This window comes from Longimicrobium sp., from assembly GCF_036387355.1.
Lineage (GTDB): Bacteria > Gemmatimonadota > Gemmatimonadetes > Longimicrobiales > Longimicrobiaceae > Longimicrobium.
Window position 1 is genome coordinate 1 of sequence record NZ_DASVTX010000285.1, and the last position, 20,910, is coordinate 20,910.

The 20,910-nt window shown below is 71.7% G+C and carries 16 protein-coding genes; 10 read left to right on the forward strand and 6 right to left on the reverse strand.

The window, feature by feature from the left end; translation table 11 throughout:
- Positions 1–553 (reverse strand): hypothetical protein (locus tag VF665_RS12150; protein WP_331053688.1); only part of this gene is annotated, 553 nt, incomplete at its 3' end.
- A 250-nt stretch (positions 554–803) separates the two neighbouring features.
- The gene (locus VF665_RS12155; RefSeq protein WP_331053689.1) at positions 804–1,895 is read right to left on the reverse strand and encodes a LuxR C-terminal-related transcriptional regulator; all 1,092 of its coding nucleotides are present in this window, start codon (positions 1,893–1,895) and stop codon (positions 804–806) included.
- 242 nt (positions 1,896–2,137) lie between these two features.
- Here VF665_RS12155 and VF665_RS12160 point away from each other — a divergent pair, with 242 nt between their 5' ends.
- The 3 genes from VF665_RS12160 to VF665_RS12170 are packed head-to-tail and all read left to right on the forward strand — an operon-like array spanning position 2,138 to position 6,241.
- Positions 2,138–3,874 carry a hypothetical protein gene (locus tag VF665_RS12160; RefSeq protein WP_331053690.1) on the forward strand — a complete coding sequence of 579 codons (1,737 nt, stop codon included), beginning with the start codon at positions 2,138–2,140 and terminating at the stop codon, positions 3,872–3,874.
- Positions 3,875–3,899: 25 nt separating this feature from the next.
- Complete coding sequence (locus tag VF665_RS12165; RefSeq protein WP_331053691.1) at positions 3,900–5,066, forward strand: tail fiber domain-containing protein; 1,167 nt, start codon at positions 3,900–3,902, stop codon at positions 5,064–5,066.
- Positions 5,067–5,080: 14 nt separating this feature from the next.
- The gene (locus VF665_RS12170) at positions 5,081–6,241 is read left to right on the forward strand and encodes a tail fiber domain-containing protein (protein WP_331053692.1); all 1,161 of its coding nucleotides are present in this window, start codon (positions 5,081–5,083) and stop codon (positions 6,239–6,241) included.
- 78 nt (positions 6,242–6,319) lie between these two features.
- Here VF665_RS12170 and VF665_RS12175 read toward each other — a convergent pair whose 3' ends face one another.
- Together VF665_RS12175 and VF665_RS12180 are read right to left on the reverse strand one after the other, a co-directional pair.
- Positions 6,320–6,889, reverse strand: a complete 570-nt coding sequence (locus VF665_RS12175; protein WP_331053693.1) for a nucleoside deaminase — start codon at positions 6,887–6,889, stop codon at positions 6,320–6,322.
- Positions 6,890–7,107: 218 nt separating this feature from the next.
- On the reverse strand, positions 7,108–8,610 hold the full coding sequence (locus tag VF665_RS12180) for a hypothetical protein (protein ID WP_331053694.1): 1,503 nt from the start codon (positions 8,608–8,610) through the stop codon (positions 7,108–7,110).
- A gap of 126 nt (positions 8,611–8,736) precedes the next feature.
- Here VF665_RS12180 and VF665_RS12185 point away from each other — a divergent pair, with 126 nt between their 5' ends.
- From VF665_RS12185 to VF665_RS12200, 4 genes are all read left to right on the forward strand, one after another.
- Entirely contained in the window at positions 8,737–11,244 is a 2,508-nt protein-coding gene (locus VF665_RS12185) for a BTAD domain-containing putative transcriptional regulator (protein WP_331053695.1), read from the forward strand.
- 234 nt (positions 11,245–11,478) lie between these two features.
- Complete coding sequence (locus tag VF665_RS12190) at positions 11,479–13,596, forward strand: xanthine dehydrogenase family protein molybdopterin-binding subunit (RefSeq protein WP_331053696.1); 2,118 nt, start codon at positions 11,479–11,481, stop codon at positions 13,594–13,596.
- On the forward strand, positions 13,581–14,003 hold the full coding sequence (locus VF665_RS12195) for a (2Fe-2S)-binding protein (RefSeq protein WP_331053697.1): 423 nt from the start codon (positions 13,581–13,583) through the stop codon (positions 14,001–14,003). The genes VF665_RS12190 and VF665_RS12195 overlap by 16 nt, the downstream gene beginning before the upstream one ends.
- The gene (locus VF665_RS12200; protein WP_331053698.1) at positions 14,000–14,821 is read left to right on the forward strand and encodes an FAD binding domain-containing protein; all 822 of its coding nucleotides are present in this window, start codon (positions 14,000–14,002) and stop codon (positions 14,819–14,821) included. The genes VF665_RS12195 and VF665_RS12200 overlap by 4 nt, the downstream gene beginning before the upstream one ends.
- Positions 14,822–14,913: 92 nt before the next feature.
- Here VF665_RS12200 and VF665_RS12205 read toward each other — a convergent pair whose 3' ends face one another.
- Complete coding sequence (locus VF665_RS12205; RefSeq protein ID WP_331053699.1) at positions 14,914–15,483, reverse strand: DUF4143 domain-containing protein; 570 nt, start codon at positions 15,481–15,483, stop codon at positions 14,914–14,916.
- Here VF665_RS12205 and VF665_RS12210 point away from each other — a divergent pair.
- Together VF665_RS12210 and VF665_RS12215 are read left to right on the forward strand one after the other, a co-directional pair.
- Positions 15,458–15,790: a hypothetical protein gene (locus VF665_RS12210; RefSeq protein WP_331053700.1), complete on the forward strand. Its 333-nt coding sequence runs from the start codon at positions 15,458–15,460 to the stop codon at positions 15,788–15,790. The two genes, VF665_RS12205 and VF665_RS12210, sit on opposite strands and share 26 nt — an antisense overlap.
- Positions 15,791–16,074: 284 nt before the next feature.
- Positions 16,075–18,765 carry a DUF5916 domain-containing protein gene (locus VF665_RS12215; RefSeq protein WP_331053701.1) on the forward strand — a complete coding sequence of 897 codons (2,691 nt, stop codon included), beginning with the start codon at positions 16,075–16,077 and terminating at the stop codon, positions 18,763–18,765.
- Positions 18,766–19,409: 644 nt separating this feature from the next.
- Here VF665_RS12215 and VF665_RS12220 read toward each other — a convergent pair.
- A complete protein-coding gene (locus VF665_RS12220; RefSeq protein WP_331053702.1) occupies positions 19,410–19,736 on the reverse strand; it encodes a hypothetical protein in 327 nt (108 codons plus the stop codon).
- Positions 19,737–20,180: 444 nt separating this feature from the next.
- Between VF665_RS12220 and VF665_RS12225 the strand changes: the two genes are divergently transcribed.
- Positions 20,181–20,910 (forward strand): hypothetical protein (locus VF665_RS12225; RefSeq protein WP_331053703.1); only part of this gene is annotated, 730 nt, incomplete at its 3' end.

The following is a 20,910-nucleotide window of genomic DNA, read 5'->3' on the forward strand; positions in this document are numbered from 1 at the left end:
CGCCCGCCCCCGCGGCGCGCGCCGCCGCACGGGCCCCGGCGCGCAGGGCCGGCACCAGCAGCTCCTGCATCAAGGGAACGACGGCGTGGCCCAGCAGGTCGTGGTCCGGCCGGTCGTCCGTGATCCACATGGCGGAGTATCCCCCGTCGCCCACGGGGGTGAACATCCCCGCGAACGACCGGATGCGGTGCGGAATCAGGTACTCGGCCGCAAAGGCGCTGCGGGTGCGGTCCTCCGGGGTGTACACCTGCGCGTCGTGCCAGGCGGTGAGCCCGGCCTGCCGCACGCGGCGCATCCCCTCGTCCAGGTCCGCCAGCTCCGTCATGTACTGGTGCAGCGCGTCGCGCCCTACCCCGCAGGCCCCCAGCAGCGGGTCGTGCCCCACGCCGGGAACGCAGTGGAACGCCACCTTGGACGCCCGGAACAGGGCAGCCGAGCGCTCCGCCGCGGCCTCGCCCCAGGCGTTCAGGTCCGCGAACTCGTGCGGGGCGAGCAGCGTGCGGCTCAGGTCGCCGAGCTGCCCCATCTGGTGGGAGGTGAGGGAAAGGGACATGGGACGCGGCGGAAAGACGGGGCACGGGGAACGTGGCGCCGCCATGGTGCACGCCCGCCTCGGGCCGCGCAAGCCGCCGGGGGGGGCCCGGGCGAAAGATCATTCTAATGAATGACACGCCACCCGACATTACCCGTCCCGGAACGCCTCGGCACCTGGAACGCGCCGGGGAGGGGTGGAGGATGAAAGGGCGCCGCGAACCTGGTGGGGTGCGCGGCGCCGCGTTGGTCTGCGCCAGGGCGGCGGCCGATCAGCCCCCGCCCGGCACCCCGGAAACCAGCACCGCGGCTACCTCGCCGCGGCGCGACACGCCCAGCTTGGCCAGCACCCGCTGCGTGTGGGTGCGCACCGTGGGCTCGCTCACGAACAGAGCGCGGGCGATCTCGGCGTTGCCCTGCCCCGCGGCAAGGCGGTGGGCGATCACCAGCTCGCGCCGGGTCAGGCCGAAGCGCGCGCGCAGCACCTCGTCCGGCAGCGGCCGCAGCCCCGCGCGCGAGAGTGCCACCACCACCGCTGCGCCGCCGTGCAGCGCCGCGGGCGCGTAGCTGGCGCGCATGGAGTAGGCGCCCGCCGCCGTGCGGACCGCGCACTCCGGCACCGCCACGCCCTCCGGCGCGCGCGCGGGGGTCACCAGCGCGGCGGCAAGGGCGCCCGCCTCTGCCCGGAGCCGCCCGCCTTCCGGGTCCGCCGCCAGCAGCGCCGCGGCCGCCGTGTTGGCGTGCAGCAGCACGCCCGAGCAGCCGAACAGCAGCAGCGGCTCGGAGGTGGTGTCCAGCAGCGCGCCGACGCCGCCGCCGGCGCCCGCCTCGCGCAGCGCGGCCTGCGCCCCGGCCTGCAGCGCAGGCCGCAGCAGCTGCTGCAGCAGCGGAACCGCCCCGCGCCCCACCGCGTCGCAGTCCGGGCGATGGTGCGTCACCCACAGCGCCGCGTACCCCTGGCCCCGCAGCGGCGCCAGGACTCCGGCAAACGAGCGCAGCTGGTTGGGGATCAGGAACTCGGCGGCGAACTCGCCGCTCGTGCGCTCCTCCGGCGTATACACCTGCGCGTCGTGCCAAGCCGCGAGCCCGCCCTCGCGCACCCTGCGCATTCCCGCGTCCAGGTGCTGCAGGTCGCGCAGGTAGCGGTGCAGCACCCCGGTGTCTACACCGTACGTGTTCAGGTGCGGGTCGGCGGGGGTGGCCGCGCAGTGGAACGCCACCTTGTCGGCGCCGAACAGGTCGGCCACGCGGGCGACCGCGGCGCTGCTCCACGCCGTAAGGTCCGCGTGCTCGTGGGGGGCCAGCAGGGTGCGCGTGGCGTCACCCAGGCGCCGCAGCTGGGCGGAGGTGAGGGAAAGGTGCATCGCTGCCGTACGTGGGCCGCGGACATCCGCGGGAGGGGACGCCGCCCCGGGGAGGAGCGTGGGGCGGCACGCACAATGGTGCGCACAAAGGCCCGCGCGCGCAACCCGCGCGCGGGAGGCGGAAAAAATCATTCATTCGAATGACGCGCCGCCCCGGGCGGCGCGTGTACCATCCTGCCGTCGCCGCGCCGGGGCCCGGCCCCGCCGCCCCGCCGCCGGACCCACCCTTCCGCCGATCCGCCATGCGCGTTCGATCCCTTCTGGCAGGTGCCACCCTGGCCGCGCTGCTGGGCGCCTGCACCGACCTGCCCACGGAGCAGCAGACCCCGCCCGCCCCGCCGGGCACCCCGCCGCGCCCGCTGGGCGTGTACGAATTCGCCATCACCGGGCTGGGCACGGCGGGGATGCAGTCGTCCGTGTCGGCCCCGGAGCCGGCTGCCCAGGCCGGCGGCCCCAGCCGGGCCCTCTCGTCGCTGGGCGCGGGCATCGTCTTCGAGCAGATGAGCAGCAGCTCGTTCACCGAGGGCACCCGCGGGCAGGGGGGGCAGCGGTACGTGTCGTTCACCTACCGCGTGCGCAACGGCACCGGCGCCCCCATCAACAACCTCACGATCCTGATGGTGAGCCGCGCGGGGACCATCGCGGGCACCCCCGTGAGCCAGCTCCGGCGCTTTGACGGGACGGCCGCCAACCCGGCCATCGCGTCCAGAATCGTGCCCACCGGGGCGGTGGCGCTGGACCGCGGCGGCGCCATGGAGGCGCTGTACCCCGACGTGCTGCAGGTGCTCACCGAGGCGGAGGCGGCGGCGGTGCCCCGCCCCGGCGACGTGACGGACGTGTTTCCCTACGGCTACGTGGTGCGCCGCACCGACGTCTTCCACACGCGGCTGCTCCCCCCGGCCGGCCCCAACCAGTACGACGGCCTGCTCACCCTGTCCTTTCGCCTGCCGCTGCAGCCCACCGTGCAGGAGGACGTGTTCTCGTTCTTCTTTCAGGTGCTGGCGGTGGACGACAGCGAGGTGCGCGTGACGCAGAGCATCGAGGAGCAGACCACGGTGGGCTACAGCCGGTTCAGCGGCCAGGCGCTGCAGCTGGGCGCCACCACGCGCACGCTGCTTCCCGGCGCCCAGCCCTGGGGCTACGCCGGCGAGCGGAGGATCTGCTCCGTGCGCACGGCCGGCCCGGCCGGGCAGCCCGCCACCCTGATCACGGCGCCGGGCGCGTACACCCGCTTGGCGGCGTACATGCCCGGCGAAGCGCCCGACCCCTGCCTGGGCGACTTCAAGGCGGGCACCGCCGCAAAGGTGGGCGTGGGCGACCCGGTGCTGGTGACGTTCCGCGCCATGGACCGGTACGGAAACCCGGTGCAGGGCGCCGTGGACACCGTCACCACGGCGTCGGCCACCGACCCCGGCGCCCACGGGGTGAAGGCCGCGCTGCAGAACGGCTCCGGCACGGCGGCCCTGTCCTTTGGCGACTACGGCGTGCGCCCCTTCTCGTTCAGCGGGCGGCGGCTGCGGGGCGACGGCTTCGCCCAGGCCGTTCCCGTGACCCGCACCTGGACAGGCTCCGTGTCGTCGTCGTGGGCGGGCAAGGCCAACTGGGCCGGCGGCGTGACGCCCTTTACCCGCGACACCGTGGTGGTTCCCGCCGGGGTGACCTTCATGCCCATCCTGTCCGCCCCGGACACCATCGGGGGGCTGGCCGTGGCGGAGGGATCGTACCTGCTCCTGTACGCGCAGAACCTGTGGGTGCTGGGCGACGTCTTCACCGGGCCGGGGAACAGCGCCGTCACCTCCACCACGGGACGCCTGTACCTGGCGGGGTGGAACGCCAACGTGTCGGGCCGCCTCCCCCTGGTGACGCTGACGGGGAACTACACCCAGTCCGGCCACCTGGCGCTCCGCACCCCCGCCGAGATCACCGACGGCGGCAGCCTGGAAAGCGTGGGCTGGCTGACCGAGTTCCAGGACTACTGAACCCCTGACCCGCACCCGCGCTGACATGATGCGTACCCGCACCTTCTTTGGGGTGGCCCTTGCCGCCGCCTGCACCATCGCCGCGAGCCCCGCCGCCGGCCAGGCGGGGCTCCTGCTGCGCGCCCGCAACGCCGCGGGCGCCGACCGGCTGGCCGCGGATTCCGCCGGGGGCCTGGTGCTCCGCGGCGCGGTGGGCAACGGCACCCTTCCCGCCGCCGGGGCGGGAACCCGGATGATGTGGTACCCCGGCAAGGCCGCGTTCCGCGCGGGCCAGGTGACCGGCACCGCCTGGGACGACGCCAACGTGGGGGTGGGCTCCGCCGCCGTGGGGGTAGACGCCCAGGCCGCGGGCACCGGCGCCGTTGCGCTGGGCGCGGGCGCCACGGCCCCCGGCGCGCATGCCTTCGCCGCGGGCAAGACGGCGTCGGCCGGGGGCGACTACTCCGTGGCGCTGGGCTACGGCGCCTCGTCGGCGGGGCAGCACAGCCTGGTGTTCGGGATGGGAGCCGCCGCGCCGGGCTCCTACTCGGTCGCGCTGGGCAAGTCGGCCACGGCGTCGGGAAACTTTGCCGCCGCGCTGGGCGAAAACGCCAAGGCCACCGGCAACAACTCCGTCGCCATCGGCACCGACGTGTCCACCGGCGGCTTCGGGGGCGCCATCATCCTGGGCGACGGGTCGGCGCTGGTTCCGCTGAACGCCTCGGCCAACAACCAGTTCACGGTGCGGGCCTCGGGCGGCTACCGCCTGTTCAGCAGCGCGCAGCTGAGCACCGGCGTCACGCTGTCCTCGGGCGGCGGCAGCTGGAACAGCATTTCGGACCGCAACCGCAAGGAGGGGTTCCTGGCCGTGGACGGGGAAGCGGTGCTGGCCCGCATCCGCGCGCTCCCCGTGAGCACCTGGCGCTACAGGTCGGAGGAGGACCGCGCCGTGCGCCACATCGGCCCCATGGCGCAGGACTGGGCCGCCGCGTTCGGCCTGTCGCCCGACACCACCACCATCAACACCGGCGACTTTGACGGGGTGAACCTGGCCGCCGCGCAGGCGCTGGCCGCCCGCACCGACCGTCTGGGCGAGGCCGATGCCCGGCACGACGCACGGCTCCGCGCGCTGGAAGCCGAGAACCGCGCGCTGCGCGCCCGGCTGGAGCGCCTGGAAGCGCTGCTGGACGCCCGCCCCGCCACCGAACCGTGAGGAGGACTGAAACGATGCGACGTGAAATCGTCACCGGCTGCGCGGCCGCCCTGCTGGCCGCGGCGGCCCTGGCGCAGGCGGCCGAGGCGCAGAGCCCCACGCTGCTGCGCATCCGCAACGCCCAGCAGGTGGACCGCATGGTGCTGGATTCCGCCGGCGGGCTGGTGCTGGCCGGCAACCTGGCCGACGGGCCGCCGCCGGTGAGCGGCCCCGGAGCCCGGATGGTGTGGTGGCCCCGGCAGGCGGCGTTTCGCGCGGGGATCGCGAACGCCACCGAGTTCGACCCCGCCAACCTGGGGTACGGCTCGGTGGCGCTGGGAAAGGGCAACCTGGCCAGCGGCGGCGGCGCGGTCGCGATCGGCGAAACCTCGGTGGCCAGCGGCACGCCGTCGCTGGCGCTGGGCCGGAACGCCAAGGCCACCACCGACTGGGCCGTCGCGGTCGGCTTCAGCACCACGGCCTCGGCGACACTGTCCACCGCGGTGGGCATCAGCAGCTCCGCGACCGGGACGAACGCCACGGCGGTGGGGAGCAGCAGCATCGCGGCCGCGCCGTACGCCAGCGCCTTCGGGTTCAACGTGCACGCCACCGGCGACCGCGCGCTGGCGCTGGGAAGCTACGTGAGCGCCGGCTTCGCGGGCTCCATCGTGATCGGCGACGGCTCGGCGCAGACCAGCCTGAGCGCATCGGCGGCCAACCAGTTTTCCGTACGCGCGGCGGGCGGGTACCGGCTGTTCACCAACGCGGGCACCACGCTGGGGGCGCAGCTGCAGCCAAACCAGACCACGTGGAGCGCGCTCTCGGACCGGCGCGCCAAGACGGCGTTCCTGGAGGTGGACGGCGAGGACGTGCTGCAGCGGCTGTCCCGCGTTCCGGTGAGCACGTGGATCTACCGCGACCAGCCGGACCCCTCCGTGCGCCACATCGGCCCCATGGCGCAGGACTGGGCCGCCGCCTTTGGGCTCTCGGCGGATTCCACCACCATCAACGCCGGCGACGTGGACGGGGTCGCGCTGGCGGCGGCGCGGGCGCTGGACGCGCGCACCCGTGTGCAGGCGGAGCGCATCCGCGCGCTGGAGAGCGAGAACGCCGCCGTGCGCGCCGCCCTCGCGGAGATGCGGGCGCGCATGGAGCGGATGGAGGCACGCGTGGCCGCGCAGGAAGGCGCTCCCTGAAACGCCCCGCCGTTCCCTTCCGCCACGCAACGAGGGGGTCCCGCCACGCGGGACCCCCTCGCACTTCCGCACTTCCGTTCATCCGTTGTAGATGACGCCCTTGCCCGTGCGGTAGAGCTCCAGGACGGCGTTGGCCTCGTCGCGCAGCACGCCGTGAACGATCTCGATGCCGCGGTCTTCCAGGTAGCGCAGCGACTCGGGAAAGACGGGGCCCTCGTCAAAGTTCAGCCGATGCGCGTCGTCGCGGTGCGCGCCGCAGAGCACGCGGCGCACGCCGCTCCACAGCGTGGCGCCCAGGCACATGGCGCAGGGCTCGCACGAGGTCGCCATCTCGTACACCGGCCCGTCGTCGCTGCGCAGGCTGAAGCACCCCAGCCGTGCCTGCGCCATCATGAACGCCACCATTTCGCCGTGCAGCGTGCAGTTGTTCAGCCGCACCACGCTGTTCATCCCCACGGCCACCAGTTCGCCCGTGCCGCGGTCGAAGATGGCCGCGCCGAACGGCCCACCCGTCTGCCGCACCACGTTTTCGCGCGACAGGTCAATGGCGAGGCGCATCTTCTCCTCGTCCGACGTGTAGCGGCGGTCCCAGTCGACGAGGGAGTCGACCCAGTCTGGATAGGCGATCTGGACGGGCGGGATGATCATGGAGCGGCTGGATGACGGGTTGTGGACGTGCGACTCCCGCTCACCATAGCCCGCCGCCTCACCGCGGACAAGCGAACAGCCCCAAACCCCTCCCGGGGAGACGCGGAGAGAACGGCGGAACCGGCGGCGGGACCACCTGGTTGAGCGGAGTGTGGAGCCGCCGCATTCTCCCGTCTGTTCCTTCTCCGCGCCTTGGCGTGAAGCATGGTCCTTCACGGTCAGCGGGCGGCCCCGTCCGCGCCGAACAGGACGGCGCGGCGAAGGGCGGTCTGCGCGGGGGTGGCGTACCGGGAGACGGTGATGCGGTGCATGGCGGAATCGGGGCCGGCGGCGTGCAGCGCCATCCCCAGCGCGGCAAGGTCCGACTGCACGGGGAGCAGATCCGTTCCCGTCACGTACGATGCAAAGAACGCGGACAGGCCGCCCCCGCCCACCGCCTCCGCTTCGGCGCGGACGTCGTGGTCGGTGTACGGGTCGCCCGTGGCGCCGAAGCGCGCATACATGCGCCGCAGCACGTCTTCCACGCCGGCGCGGCGCGCGGTGCGGCGGCGCAGGTCCACGTCCATCGACAGCGCGGCGAGAAATCCGCCGCTGTACACAAGGTCGTAGTTCTGCGCCTTATCCGCGCCCGCGGCCAGCAGCGACACTCCCCCGGCAACGCGCGTGTACTTTTGATGATGCTCCGCCACGCGCGCCCAGAACGCGGGCTCGGAAATCATCCCCGTGCGCAGTTCCAGCAGCGACGACAGGTAGTCGCTGTACCCCTCCGAAAACCAGTACTGCTGGCTTTCGGGCGCGGTGCGGATGGCGCTTCCCAGCCACAGGTGCAGCAGTTCGTGCGCGATCACGTGGCCCCAGCCGGTGCGGTTCTGCACCGTGGGCGCCTCCGCGTACACCACGCTGAAGCTGCGCGTGAAGGCCGTTCCGCCATCGTACACGTCGCGGTTGGCGATCACCACAAAGCGGCCCCGCGGCGCCCCGCCGAACATCGCCGCCGCTGCGGGTAGCAGCTGGCGCAGGCTGCCTTCCATCACCTCCGCCGAGCCGCGCAGGCTCTCGCCCACGGCCAGCACCACCTCCGTCCCGCCCACGGTGACCGCGCGCTGCTGGTGCCGGCCGGCCATCATCCCCACCTCGAGCAGTTCAATGACGGTGGGGACGGAAAAGGTGCGGGGCTGGCCGGGCACCTCCGCCCACGGCACCGCCAGCCGCCACGACGGATCCAGGTCAAAGCGAACCGTTGCATCCGCCACGCCGTACTGCGCGATAAAGAGCGCCTTGCCGGTCAGGAACACCGCATCCGGCCGGCCGTACGCGGATTCCTTGCTGCCGAAAGGCCAGCGCCCCGCGTCGTGATGCACCAGCACCTCGTAGTCCAGCGTCACCGCGGCCGGCAGCGGTGCGGCGACGGCCCACTCGTCGCGCCCGCGGCGGCGGAGCGGGACGGCGCGGCCGGCGTCGTCCGTCGCGCGCAGACCGCGCACAAAGGTGGACCACCCGTCCGCCAGGTGATTTGCGCCATCCGGATACATCAGCAGTACGGAATCCGTCAGCGGGATGCGTGCGTGAACGCGCACCGAGCGGTTATCATGGGGGGCGATGGAGACGGTGTACGCGGGCCGGTCCTGCGCCGCGGCGGCGCCGGCCATGATGAAGCCAGCGGCCGCCAGTGCCGCCGCGGCAGCCCGCCGCGCCCGCGCACGAGCAAGGGAACGCGCCATGGGAATCGCCTCGTTGAAGGGGTGAACCGCGGAGCCCCCGCGGCCGTCCATCACCATCGCCGTGCGCCGTTAGCACCCCGTCACCCAGCCGTTATCTCCCCGGACGATCCGCGGAAAACCCCGTTCATGAGTGAAGTTTCCCTTCAGTTGCGCGCGTTCGGCGGGTGCGTGGTGCTGCGCGCGGACGGCGAGCCCGTGCCCGTCACCCAGCCCAAGCGGCTGGCGCTGCTGGCGTACCTCGCGCTCGCGCGCCCCGCGGGGATGCACCGGCGCGACACGCTGCTGGGCCTGCTGTGGCCGGAGATGGATGACGCGCGCGCCCGCGCCGCCCTGCGCCAGGCCGTCCACCACCTGCGCCTGGGCCTGGGCGAGGGCGTGATCGCCACGCGCGGCGCCCACGAGCTGGGGGTAGATGACGCACTGCTGCGGAGCGACGTGCGCGGGTTCGAGTCGGCGCTCGCGGCGGGGCGCCCGGCGGAGGCATTGGAGAGGTACGCCGGCCCGCTGCTCGCCGGGCTGTACGTGGACGGCGGCGGCGCGTTTGACGAGTGGCTGCAGGGCGAGCGCGAACGGCTGCGGCGCGCCGCCGAGGACGCGGCCTGGACGCTCGCCGCGCAGTGCACGGGCGCCGGGAACCGGGACGAGGCCGCGCGGTGGGCGCGGTGCGCGGCGGAGCTGGCGCCGTACGACGAGGGCGCCCTGCGCCGCTGCATGGCGGCGATGGCGGACGCGGGCCAGGCGTCCGGCGCGCTCCGCCTGTACCGGGGGTTCGCGGACCGGCTGCGCGCCGAGCTGGACGTGGCTCCCTCCGCCGAAACCCGCGCCGCCGCGGATGCGCTGGCGGCAGCCCCGGAGCCCGTTCCCGGCCCGCGCGCGCCGATGATCCGCGCGGTGCCCGTCCAGGATCGTCACGCGCCCGGCGCCGTTGCGGACCCAGCACCCGCCGCCGCTCATCGCTCCGCGACGGCCCTGGCTGCCGCGGCCGATCCACACAGCGGCCGCCGGCGGCTCCGGGTGCCGTGGGGTGCGGCTGCCGTGGTGCTGATCGCGGCGGTGTTCGTGACGCTGGGGTGGATGCAGTCCGCGCCGCCGCCGGACCCGCGCCTGGTGGCGGTTGCCGGCTTCCGCGACCGGTCGGGCGACCCGGAGATCGCCGCGGCGGTCCGTGAGCTGGAGGAAGACATCCGCCAGGCACTCGGCCGCTCCGGCGCGGTGCGAGTGGTAAGGGCAAGCGAATCCGGCGCGCCGCCGCGCAACGCGGGGCGGGTGGTGAGCGGAACGGTGCGCCGCGACGGCGGGCGCCTTCACCTGCGGCTCACCATCCACGACCGCGTCCAGAACACGCAGACGGGCGGAACCGGTCACTCCTTTGCCACACCGGCGGAGCTGCGGGCGGCCGTTCCCAGGCTGGTGGATTTCGTGGGGATGGTGCTGGAGGCAGAAGCGGACGACCGGTTCCGCTGGACGGGCGCCGTGAGCCAGCCGCGCTCCGCGGGTGCGTTCCAGGCGTTCGCGCGGGGATTGGACCGGCTGCACGCGGAAGACGGCGCGGGGGCGGCGGAGGCGTTCCGCCGGTCGGCGGCCATGGACAGCGCCTTTACGCTCCCCGCCCTGCTCGCCGCCGCCGCCGACCTGCAAGCCGGCAAGGCCGCCCGCGCAGACTCCACGGCGCGGGCGCTCGAGGCGCGCGACGGGCTGGCTGGGGTGGACCGGCTGCTGCTGCGCTGGCTGCACGCCTCGCTCGCGGGCGACCGCCCCGCCGCGCTGGCCGCCATGCGCGACCTGGCCCGCGACGAGCCGGCGATGGAGCTGGCGCAGTTTCAGCTCGCCGCCGAGGCGATGGCCAGCAACCGCCCCCGGGAGGCGCTCGCGGCCTTGGGGCGCATTGACGCGGAGCGCGGATTCAGCCGCGGATGGGCCTCGTACTGGGCCACGCGCGCGGAGGCGCACCACATGCTGGGCGAGCACGCGGCCGAGCTGCGCGTGGTGCGCGCGGGACGGAGCGCGCATCCCGAACTGCGGGTGCTGGTGGAGTACGAAGCGCGCGCGCTGGCGGCGGTGGGACGCGGCGCGGAAGCCCTTCGCCTGCTCGCCGACCACCGGGCCGCGCCGCCCGCGCCGGGGTGGGAGCCGGGGACGGCGCTGATGCACGTGGGGATGGAACTGCGGGCGCACGGCCACCCCGGCCCGGCGAAAGCCGCGTTCACGCAGGCCGCCGCATGGTACGCGGCCCGTCCGGCCGCCGCCGGTCCGTCCGCCGCGCGGCGCCTGGAGCTCGCCCGCGCCGTGCTGCTCGCCGGCGACACGGCCCGCGCCGCGGCTGTCCTCGCCGACGTGCTGCGGGGCGCTCCGCGGTGCACCTCCTGCGCGGGAGCGCTCGGCGTACTCGCCGCGCGCCGCGGCCGCCCCGCCGAAGCCCGCGCCGCCGACCGGCGCCTCGCCGCGGTTACGGGGGACGAGGGCGCCGCATCCATGTGGCGCGCCCGCATTCACGCCGCGCTGGGCGACGAATCCGCCGCGGCGGACCGGCTGCGCGAAGCGCTCGCCTCGGGGTACGCCGTAACGCCGCTTCTGCACACCGATCCCGACCTGGCGTCCCCTGCCCTCGCCCGCCTCCTCCGCCCGCACGAATGACGCGAACGCACCACCGTCATACCTCTGTCTTGCTTTTCCGCGCCTCTGCCGGTCCGAGCGATGCCCTTCCCCTCCGTCCCCCCCCCCCTCCTCCGCGTGAGATGCCGCTGCCGTGATCGCCCCGTCCGGCGCGCGCAACGCTGGCGAAATGCGACCTCGGATTTGCGCTCCGCCCGAAAAGCGTTATCTGTTCCTCACGCACTTCCCCAGCAATCCCATCCAGAACGGACACGCATGACCCCAGCCGTCGGCCGGAGCGTATCGCGCAAGGACGGAATGGCCAAGACCACGGGTGTCGCCAAGTACATCGACGACCTCCACTTTCCCGGGATGCTGTACGGGCGCACCATCCGCTCCACCATTCCCCGGGGCCGCGTCACGGCCGTGCACCTGGAGTTCGACACGGACGGGTTCACGATCGTGGACTGGCGCGACATCCCCGGCCCGCGCTGCAACTTCGTGGCGCTCATCGAGGATGACCAGCCGTTCCTGGTAAAGGACGAGGTCAACCACGTGGCGGAGCCCATCCTGCTGCTGGCCCACGAAGACCGGGAAAAGCTCGCCGCCGCCGTCGTGCGCGTGGAATACGAGGCGGACACGCCGGTGCTGGATCCGGAGCAGTCGCCCACGGTCTTCAAGCACATCCGCATCAACAAGGGCGACGTGGAGGCCGCGCTCGCCTCGGCCGACCTGATCGTCGAGGGGACGTACCAGACCGGCCACCAGGAGCACGTCTACATCGAGCCGAACGGCATCATCGCCGTGCCGCAGCGCAGCGGAATGACCATCTACGGCTCCATGCAGTGCCCGTACTACGTCCACAAGGCCATCAAGCACCTGCTGCAGCTGCCGGACGACCGCGTGCGCGTGGTGCAGACGGAGACGGGCGGCGGGTTCGGCGGCAAGGAGGAGTATCCCAACATCCTGGCCGGGCACGCCTCGCTCCTGGCCCGCAAGTCCGGGCGCCCCGTGAAGATGGTGTACGACCGGTCCGAGGACATGGAGGCCACCACCAAGCGCCACCCATCCATCATCCGCCACCGCACGGGCGTGATGCGGGATGGAACGCTGGTGGCGATGGACATCGACGTGCTGATGGACGGCGGCGCGTACGTGACCCTCTCCCCCGTGGTCCTGTCGCGCGGCTGCATTCACGGCGCGGGGCCGTACCGGTGCCCCAACACGCGCATCCACGGCCGCGTGGTGATGACCAACACGCCGCCCAACGGCGCCTTTCGGGGGTTCGGCGCGCCGCAGACGCAGTTTGCCACCGAAGTGCACATGGACCGCATCGCCGAGGCGCTGGGGATGGACCCCGTGGCGCTTCGCGAGCACAACGCGCTGCGCCCCGGCGACACCAGCGCCACCGGCCAGGTGATGGGCGAGGACTGCAGCGCGCTGGAATCGCTCCGCGCTGGCGTGGAGCGGTCGGACTACCATCGCAAGCGGGGGGAGTACGCGGGGACCAACCGCGGCATCGGCCTCTCCCTCTTCTTCCACGGCAGCGGATTCACCGGCGGCGGCGAAGTGTACCTTGCGTCAAAGGCGACGCTGGAGGCCACGGAAACCGGCGCGCGCATCCGCGTGGCCAGCGTGGAGATGGGCCAAGGAACGCGGACCATGCACGCGCAGATCGTGGCGGACGCGCTGGGCATTCCGTACGAGGACGTGGAGATCGTGCAGCCCGACACGTCGCAGGTGCCCGACAGCGGCCCCACCGTGGCGTCGCGCACCTGCATGGTGGTCGGCCGCATCCTGCAGCGCTGCGCGGAAGAAATGCGCGGCATCCTGGGCGACCGCACGCCGGGCGAGTACGTGCGCGACCACGGCCCGCTGAGCATCACCAAGCAGTTCCAGAAGCCGGACGAGATCGCCTGGGACGACACGGAGTACACGGGCGACGCCTACGCCGCGTACGGCTGGGGGTGCGACGTGGCCGAGGTGGAGGTGGACCCGGTGACGTACGAGGTGCGGCCGCTGCGGATGACCATCGTGCACGAGGTGGGCAAGGCGATCCACCCGTCCATGGTCGTGGGGCAGATCGAGGGCGGCACGGCGCAGGGGATCGGCTGGGCGCTGAACGAGCACGTGGTGATGCGCGACGGCGGGATGGCCAACCCCACGCTGACCAACTACACGATCCCGACGACGCTGGACACGCCGCCGATGGAGGTGATCGTGCTGGAAAACCCGAGCGGATACGGTCCGTTCGGCGCCAAGGGCGTGGGCGAAATGCCCATTGACGGGCCCGCGCCGGCGCTGGTGAATGCCATTCGCCACGTGGGGCTGGACGTACGCTCCATTCCCGCCGTTCCCGAAACCATCATGGAGGTGGCATGCGCTTCACGCTGAACGGCGCGCCCGTGGAGGTGGACGCGCATCCCATGAAGCGCCTGCTGGACGTGCTGCGCGAGGAATGCGGGCTCACGGGGACCAAGGAAGGGTGCGGCGAGGGGGAGTGCGGCGCCTGCACGGTGCTCATCGACGGGGAGCCGGCGGTGTCGTGCCTGGTGCCGTTCGCGCAGGCGCGGGACACGGAGGTGGTGACCATCGAAGGGCTCGGCGGCGACCATCCGTACCAGCGCGCGTTCAGCGAGTTCAGCGGCGCGCAGTGCGGCATCTGCACGCCGGGGATGATCCTGGCGGCGGTGGCGCTGGGGCCGGACCCGTCGCTGGAGCAGATCCGCACGGGGCTGGCGGGAAACCTGTGCCGCTGCACCGGCTACGAAGCCATCTACCGCGCCATCCAGAACGCATGAAGACGCCTACGACGACGCTGGACCTGCGCGAGCCCCGCACGGTGGACGAGGCGCTGGCGCTGATGAACGAGGACGCGCCGCTGACGCCCATCGCCGGGTGCACGGACGTGTTCGTGACGCTCAACTTCGGGCAGCAGCCCGCGCGGCGGTTCATCAACCTGTGGCCGCTGGACGAGCTGCGCGGGATCTCGGTGGAGGGGGACGCGCTGCGCATCGGCGCGCTGACCACGTACACGGAGCTGATCCGCAGCGCCGAGGTGAACCGGCGGATGCCGGCGCTGGTGGCCGCGTCGCGGGAGGTGGGGGGCGTGCAGATCCAGAACCGCGGCACGCTCGCGGGAAACGTGGCCAACGGCTCCCCCGCGGGGGACAGTCTCCCCGTGCTGGCCGTGGCGGATGCCGTGGTGGTGCTGCGCAGCGTGTCCGGCGAGCGCCGCGTCCCCGTGACGGCGATCTACACGGGGTATCGCACGACGGTGATCCGCCCGGACGAGCTGATCGTGGCGATCGAGATTCCGCGGACGGACGGGGCGCAGTGGTTCCGCAAGGTGGGGACGCGCGCGGCGCAGGCCATCAGCAAGGTGGTGATGGCGGCGGTGCGCGGCCCGGAGCCGCGCATTGCGTTCGGCAGCGTGGCGGCGACGGTGGTGCGGGTGCCGCGGACGGAGGCGGCGCTGGCGGGCGGCGCGACGATGCAGGAGGCGCAGCAGGTCCTGTCCGCGGAGATCACGCCCATCGACGACGTCCGCAGCACCGCCGCCTACCGCCTGCGCGTCGCCGGCAACCTGCTCGCCCAGTGGTGGGGCGAGACGGCGTAGGCCGCGGCTGGTCTTCCCTCGACAAAAAGAACGGGTCCGGCGAAGTGCGCCGGACCCGTTCCATCGTCCGCCGCGGGCCTGAGGCTTCACGGTCAGGGAACGAGGCTCTGCGCAATCCGGCGGCTCAGGACCAGATGGTAGCCGACCTGATAACAGTACACGCTGGCGGGGATGAATTGAATGTTGACTCCATTCACCTCGCGCTCTGCGAACACGGTTCGCGTGGTCACCGTAGCCTCGGTCAGGCCGTTCGCCGCGCAGAAATCCAGCAGGCTCCGCAGCTCGCGCGGGTGATCCACGAACCGGTCTGACCAGTTCACCTCCACCGCCCACCGGATCCGCTGGTCCGGTCCAACATTCACGATGTCCACCTCGCCCGTGCTCCAGCGGGCGTAGTGCAAGGGCGTCGCGGGGGCGTGGAACCACTGGGAGAAGATCGCCGTTTCCGCGAGCCCGCCCATGGCGTCGTCACCCGCGTCGATGGGCGAAAACAGCGCGCTGCGGATGGACGGATTCGTAAGGTAGACTTTGAAGAAGTTCGCGCGCTCGAACCGTCGCGCGTTGCGATCCACGCGATGGACGACCTTGATCAGGAACGCCGCTTCCAGGTACTCCACGTAGCGCTTCAGCGTGTTCTTGGCGGCTCCCGAACTCTTCGACAAGGCATCCAAGCTGCTGCACGGTGTGGTGCAGCAGCACCGTTTTTCCCACCCGCCGCGCACCCATCAGCAGCACGGCGCGCCGCAGCTGCCGGTGGGCGACGAGCGGAAAATACAGGTCGAAGTACGCCCGGCGCCGCATGCTCCCGTACGCGGCGTTGATGGTGTGCGGCGCTTTCCACCAGACATTCTCGGTCCGCAGGCGGCGGAGCACCTGCTCCTTCGGAATCGTTCTCACCGCACCTCCGTCACCCAGGATCAGCGAACTGATCTTAGGATGCGAGCGTGTCGAACGAAGTCAATCGATTGATCTTATCACCGCAGTTCGCGCTGGTTGCCCGGCACCCGTGCTCCAAGTGCCTGCGCAGCACGCGTCGTCTCCACAGGTCCGTTCTGTGGACCCTCCCCGTGAGAGTGCCGCGGCAAGCGGCGAACGAAGGGCACGGGCACCGGGTCATCCGCCCGATCCCGGACGGACGATCGAACGCGAAACTCAGAATGCGCACCGGCCGGCGTACACGATCAAACCATTCGGCCGGGGCGCGCATCTCAGAAGCTGTTCGTATCGTCCATGCCCGAGCCCCCGTGCCGCCCATGCGCACTCGAATCTCCCTCTCTGCCGCCCTGCTCCTGGCCGCTGCCCCCTGCGCCGCCCAGACCGCGGCCCACCCCTCCACGCCGTCCGTTTCGGCGCACCCGGCGCGCGAGATCGTGCTGGACGGCAAGCTGGACGAGGCGGTGTGGGCCACGCCGGAGCCGGCCACCGGTTTTCGCCAGCAGCAGCCCAACGAAGGGCAGCCCGCCCAGCGCACCGAAGTGCGGTTCGCCTACGACGAGAGCGCGCTGTACGTCGGCGCGCGCATGTACGACTCGCTGGGCGCGGCCGGCGTGCAGAGCCAGCTCACCCGCCGCGACCAGTCGGTGGAGAGCGACTACATCCAGCTCGTATTCGATACCTATCACGACCATGCCGGGCGCACCGTGCTGCAGGTGAACCCCTCCGGCGTCAAGTACGACGCCGGCCAGGCCTCGCCCAACGCCGACCCGTCGTGGGACCCCGTGTGGAACGTGCAGACGCGCATCGACTCGGCCGGATGGACGGCGGAGATGCGCATTCCCTGGAGCCAGCTGCGCTTTACCAGCGCGGTGGAGCAGACCTGGGGGCTGCAGATCCTGCGGTACGTGCAGCGCCTGAACGAAAGCTCGCTCTGGTCGTTCTACGGCCGCCAGGAAAGCGGCGGGCCGGCGCGCTACGGGCACCTGGCCGGCATGCGCATTGAAAACCGCCCGCGCGGGCTGGAGATCATGCCCTACGCCGTGGCGCGCGCCTCGTACGTGGAGCCCACGCAGGCCGGCAGCCCCTTTCAGGAGCCCCGGGCCTACGACACCCGCGTGGGCGCCGACGTCCGCGCGCTGCTGGGGAGCAACCTTACCCTTTCCGCCACCATCAACCCCGACTTCGGGCAGGTGGAGCAGGACCCGGCGGTGGTGAACCTGAGCGCGTTTGAAAGCTACTTCGACGAAAAGCGCCCGTTCTTTGTGGAAGGCAGCGGGCTGCTGAGCTTTGGCGGGCTCAACTGCTTTACCTGCAGCAACGTAAGCGGAATGTCGCTGTTCTACTCGCGGCGCATCGGGCGGCGGCCGCAGGGCGGCATGCCGGGGGGCTACGACTTTCAGGACGCGCCGGCCAACACGCGGCTCCTGGGCGCGGCCAAGCTCACGGGCCGCACCGCGGGCGGGTGGCAGATCGGGGCCGTGGAGGCGGTGACGGCGCGCGAGGTGGGGCAGGTGCGCAACCTGGACGGCACCGGGGCCGAGACGACGGTCGAGCCCATGACCAACTACCTGATGGGCCGCGTCAAGCGCACCACCGCGGGCGGAAGCCGTACGTGGGGCCTCATCGCCACCTCCGTGGTCCGCCGCTTTGGCGACGACGGCGAGGCGCTGCGCACCCAGCTTCCTTCGCACGCCGAGGCGGTGGGCGCCGACTGGAACCTGTACTGGAAGAACCAGACGTACCGGCTGATGGGCAACGTGGCGCTCAGCAACGTGATGGGCGACTCCATGGCCATCCGCCGCCTGCAGCGCTCGTCGGCCCGCTACTTCCAGCGGCCGGACCGCGACGATGGCGGCAACGGGGTGTTCAGCGACGCGTTTGACGGCGATGCAACGGCGCTGCGCGGCTTTGGCGGATACCTGCGGATGAGCAAGGAAAGCGGTCCGTGGCTGTGGGAAACCTCCGCCAACTACCGCAGCCCGGGCTTTGAAGTGAACGACATGGCGTTCCTCACGCAGGCGGATTACGTGTGGATGAACGCCAACCTGGTCCGCAACATCACCAAGCCCACGAACTGGTACCGCTCGCTCTGGATTTCCGGCGGGGTGCAGCAGCAGTACAACTTTGACGGCGACCGCACGGACCTGCAGATCCACCAGTTCACCGGGTGGGACCTGCCCAACTACTGGAACCTGGGGCTGTACGCCCACGTGCGCCCGGAAGTGAACGCCGACCGCATGACGTGGGGCGGCCCGGTGGTGCGGCGCGCGTCCAGCTGGTTCGTGGGGCCGTCGGTAGAGACGGACGGGCGCAAGCGCTTCGTGTTCTCGCTCAACCCCGGGTTCGGGGCGACGTCGGCCGGGGGCGTGCACACGGAGCTGAACGGCAGCGTGCGCGTAAAGCCCGCCACCAACGTGCAGATCAGCTTTGGCCCGTCGTACACGCACGACCGCAATCCTACGCAGTTCGTGAACCGGTTCGCGGACCCCCACGCCACGAACTTCATGGGGCAGCGCGCCGTGTTCGCCGAGCTGAACCAGCACGTGGTGTCCATGAACACGCGGGTGAACTGGACCTTCAGCCCCACGCTCACGCTGGAGCTGTTCGCGCAGCCCTTCATTGCCACGGGGCAGTACAGCGACTACAAGGAGTTCGTGCGTCCGCGCACGGTGCAGACGCGCGACTTTACGCCGCAGGAGCTCACGGTGGCGCAAACGGATGCCAACGGGCGGCCGTCCAGCTATCGCCTGGACACGGACGGAAATCCCGCGACGGACGAGGGATTCCGCTTTGCGGAAAACAGCTTCAACGTGCGCTCGCTGCGCGGCAACGCGGTGCTGCGGTGGGAGTACCGCCCGGGGAGCACCCTGTTCTTTGTGTGGCAGCAGCAGCGCAGCGGCGAGTCGCCGTACGGCGAGTTCAACTTTGGCCGCGACGCCAGCGCCGTCTTTCGCTCGCACGCCGACAACGTGTTCGTCATCAAGGCCACCTACTGGATCGGCGGATGATCCATCCGCGGGTTTCGGGATGAAAGAAACGGGTCCGTGCAGCCGCACGGACCCGTTTTGCATCCGCTCCCTACTCCCGAACCGCCACCACGGTACGGCGGGCCTGCCATAACATCTTTTCGCGCAGAAACTTGTCATCTGGGAAGGCGCCGGAGGGACCTGCACCCAGAGCGAAATCTGGCGCCGGCAAGGGATCTGCTGCGCCTGTGGAAACGGGTGTGCGTGTCGCGACGTTGGCTTGGACGAGGAGTAGATCCTTCGACTCCGCGCCACGGTTCTGGGGCAGCGGAGAGTTCGGCGAGGCGCTTCGCTCAGGATGACAAGTTTCCGTGTGCCTAAATGTATGAAGCGCCGAGACTTGTCATCCTGAGGAGGCGCCGGAGGCACCTGCCCCTACAGCGGATTCTGGCGCCGACGAAGGATCTGCTGCGCCTGTGAGAACGGGTTTGCGTGTCGCGACGTTGGTTCGGACGAGGAGTCGATCCTTGGATTGCGGGTCAAACCTCGGCGCAGCAGACAGTCCAGTGCAGCCGCTCAGGATGATCAGTACGCGATGGAGCGATTGGCAGGCACGGGCTCCGCGACACGATTTCAGAGCAACGATCCATCCGTGCTGGATCGACGTATCGCCGCCGTCGCGATTGTCACGCCGCCGGGATCTCCGCGCCGTCGCGCCAGAGGGTGAGCATTCCTGCTTCCGCTCGCGACGAGATGATCAGCGTGCCCTGACCGAACTCCCAGTCCAGCGGGTGGTCGGGCGGGCCCTCCACCAGCAACTCCGCAAAATCGCCCGGCTCAATGCGGTACGCGCTCCCCCACGGCTCCAGGAACAGGGCCAGCGGGCGCGGCGAGGTGTTCGCGATGCGGTAGGTGCGCGCCGCGGGGGCGGGCGGCGGCGGCTCGTACGCCCGCTCGTCATCGAGTTGAGTCGCGGACTCCTGCCGCCGCAGCCACGGCCATGGAAACGCCATCCCGGCTCCAATCCCCATCATCCCGTTCACGCCACCGCCCATCCTGGCGCCCACGACAGGCAAAGCGCCTGCCGCCGCCGCCAATCCCTCGGCCTTACGGGAGGTGGAGACGCACAGATCCCCGCTTTCATCCCTGCCGAGGCTGTCGCTCCAGACCGTGTTCGCGCAGTGGCGGTATTGCGGCTCTGGTGTTTCGCGCTCTGAGGATCACGCCGGGAACCCTGGCTGGACCGAGCGGTGGTGGGGAGGATGGCTGCGCGGAATCGCAGGGTGCTCGCACGCCGCCTGGAAGCAAGTTCTGTCGGAACGGGCCGGTTCCGTTCGGGCGCGGTCCGCGAGTCCGCGCCGCGCGAGGCGGATGAGTGCCGGCCCGACGCCGCGGCCCGGTGTGTGCGTCCGCGCTGCCCGCTCGGTTGGGAATGCAATCACCGCTCAGGAGGCACAATGGACAGAAACGACGATCTCGGCACGGACGCCCTGCGGGGGACGGGCAACGCGGCGGGTTCCGGCATGGGCACGGGCGGCGCGGGCACCGGCGGCGCGGAAGGCGACGACTTCGGCGTGTACGACGTGCACTACTATCGCGGGCACTTTGACAACCACCCCGCGCGCCCGGAAACCCACACCTACGAGCAGGCGCGCACCGGCTACCAGGCCGGCCACGTGGCCGCAGCGGCGCCCGCGTACCAGGGCCGCACGTTTACGGACGTGGAGGTGGACCTGCAGCAGAACTACCGCGGCACGGAGACCACGCGCTGGGAGAACGTGCGCGAGTACGCGCGCCACGGCTTCGAGTGGAAGCGGGTGCTGGGCGGCATCGCGCTGGCGGCGGGCGGATGGTGGGCGGGCAAGCAGCTTGTGGAGGCGCTGCGCTCGCACAACAACGAGGACGAGAAGCACTACCGGGCGCACTTTGAGTCGCACCCCGCGCGCACCACGGGGATGACGTACGACCGCGCGCGCACCGGCTACGTGCTGGGGTACACGGCCGCGCGCAACCCGGCGTACGCGGGCCGCAGCTCCTCGGACGTCGAGACCGACCTTCGCAGCGGCTTCAGCGGCAGCAACGCGGCGGACTACGACCAGCTGCGCGACTTCTGCGAGTGCGGCTACAACCGCGGCCTGAGCACGTCCGGGCGCACCGGCGGCCTGGGCGACGGCAGCCCCGGCCTGG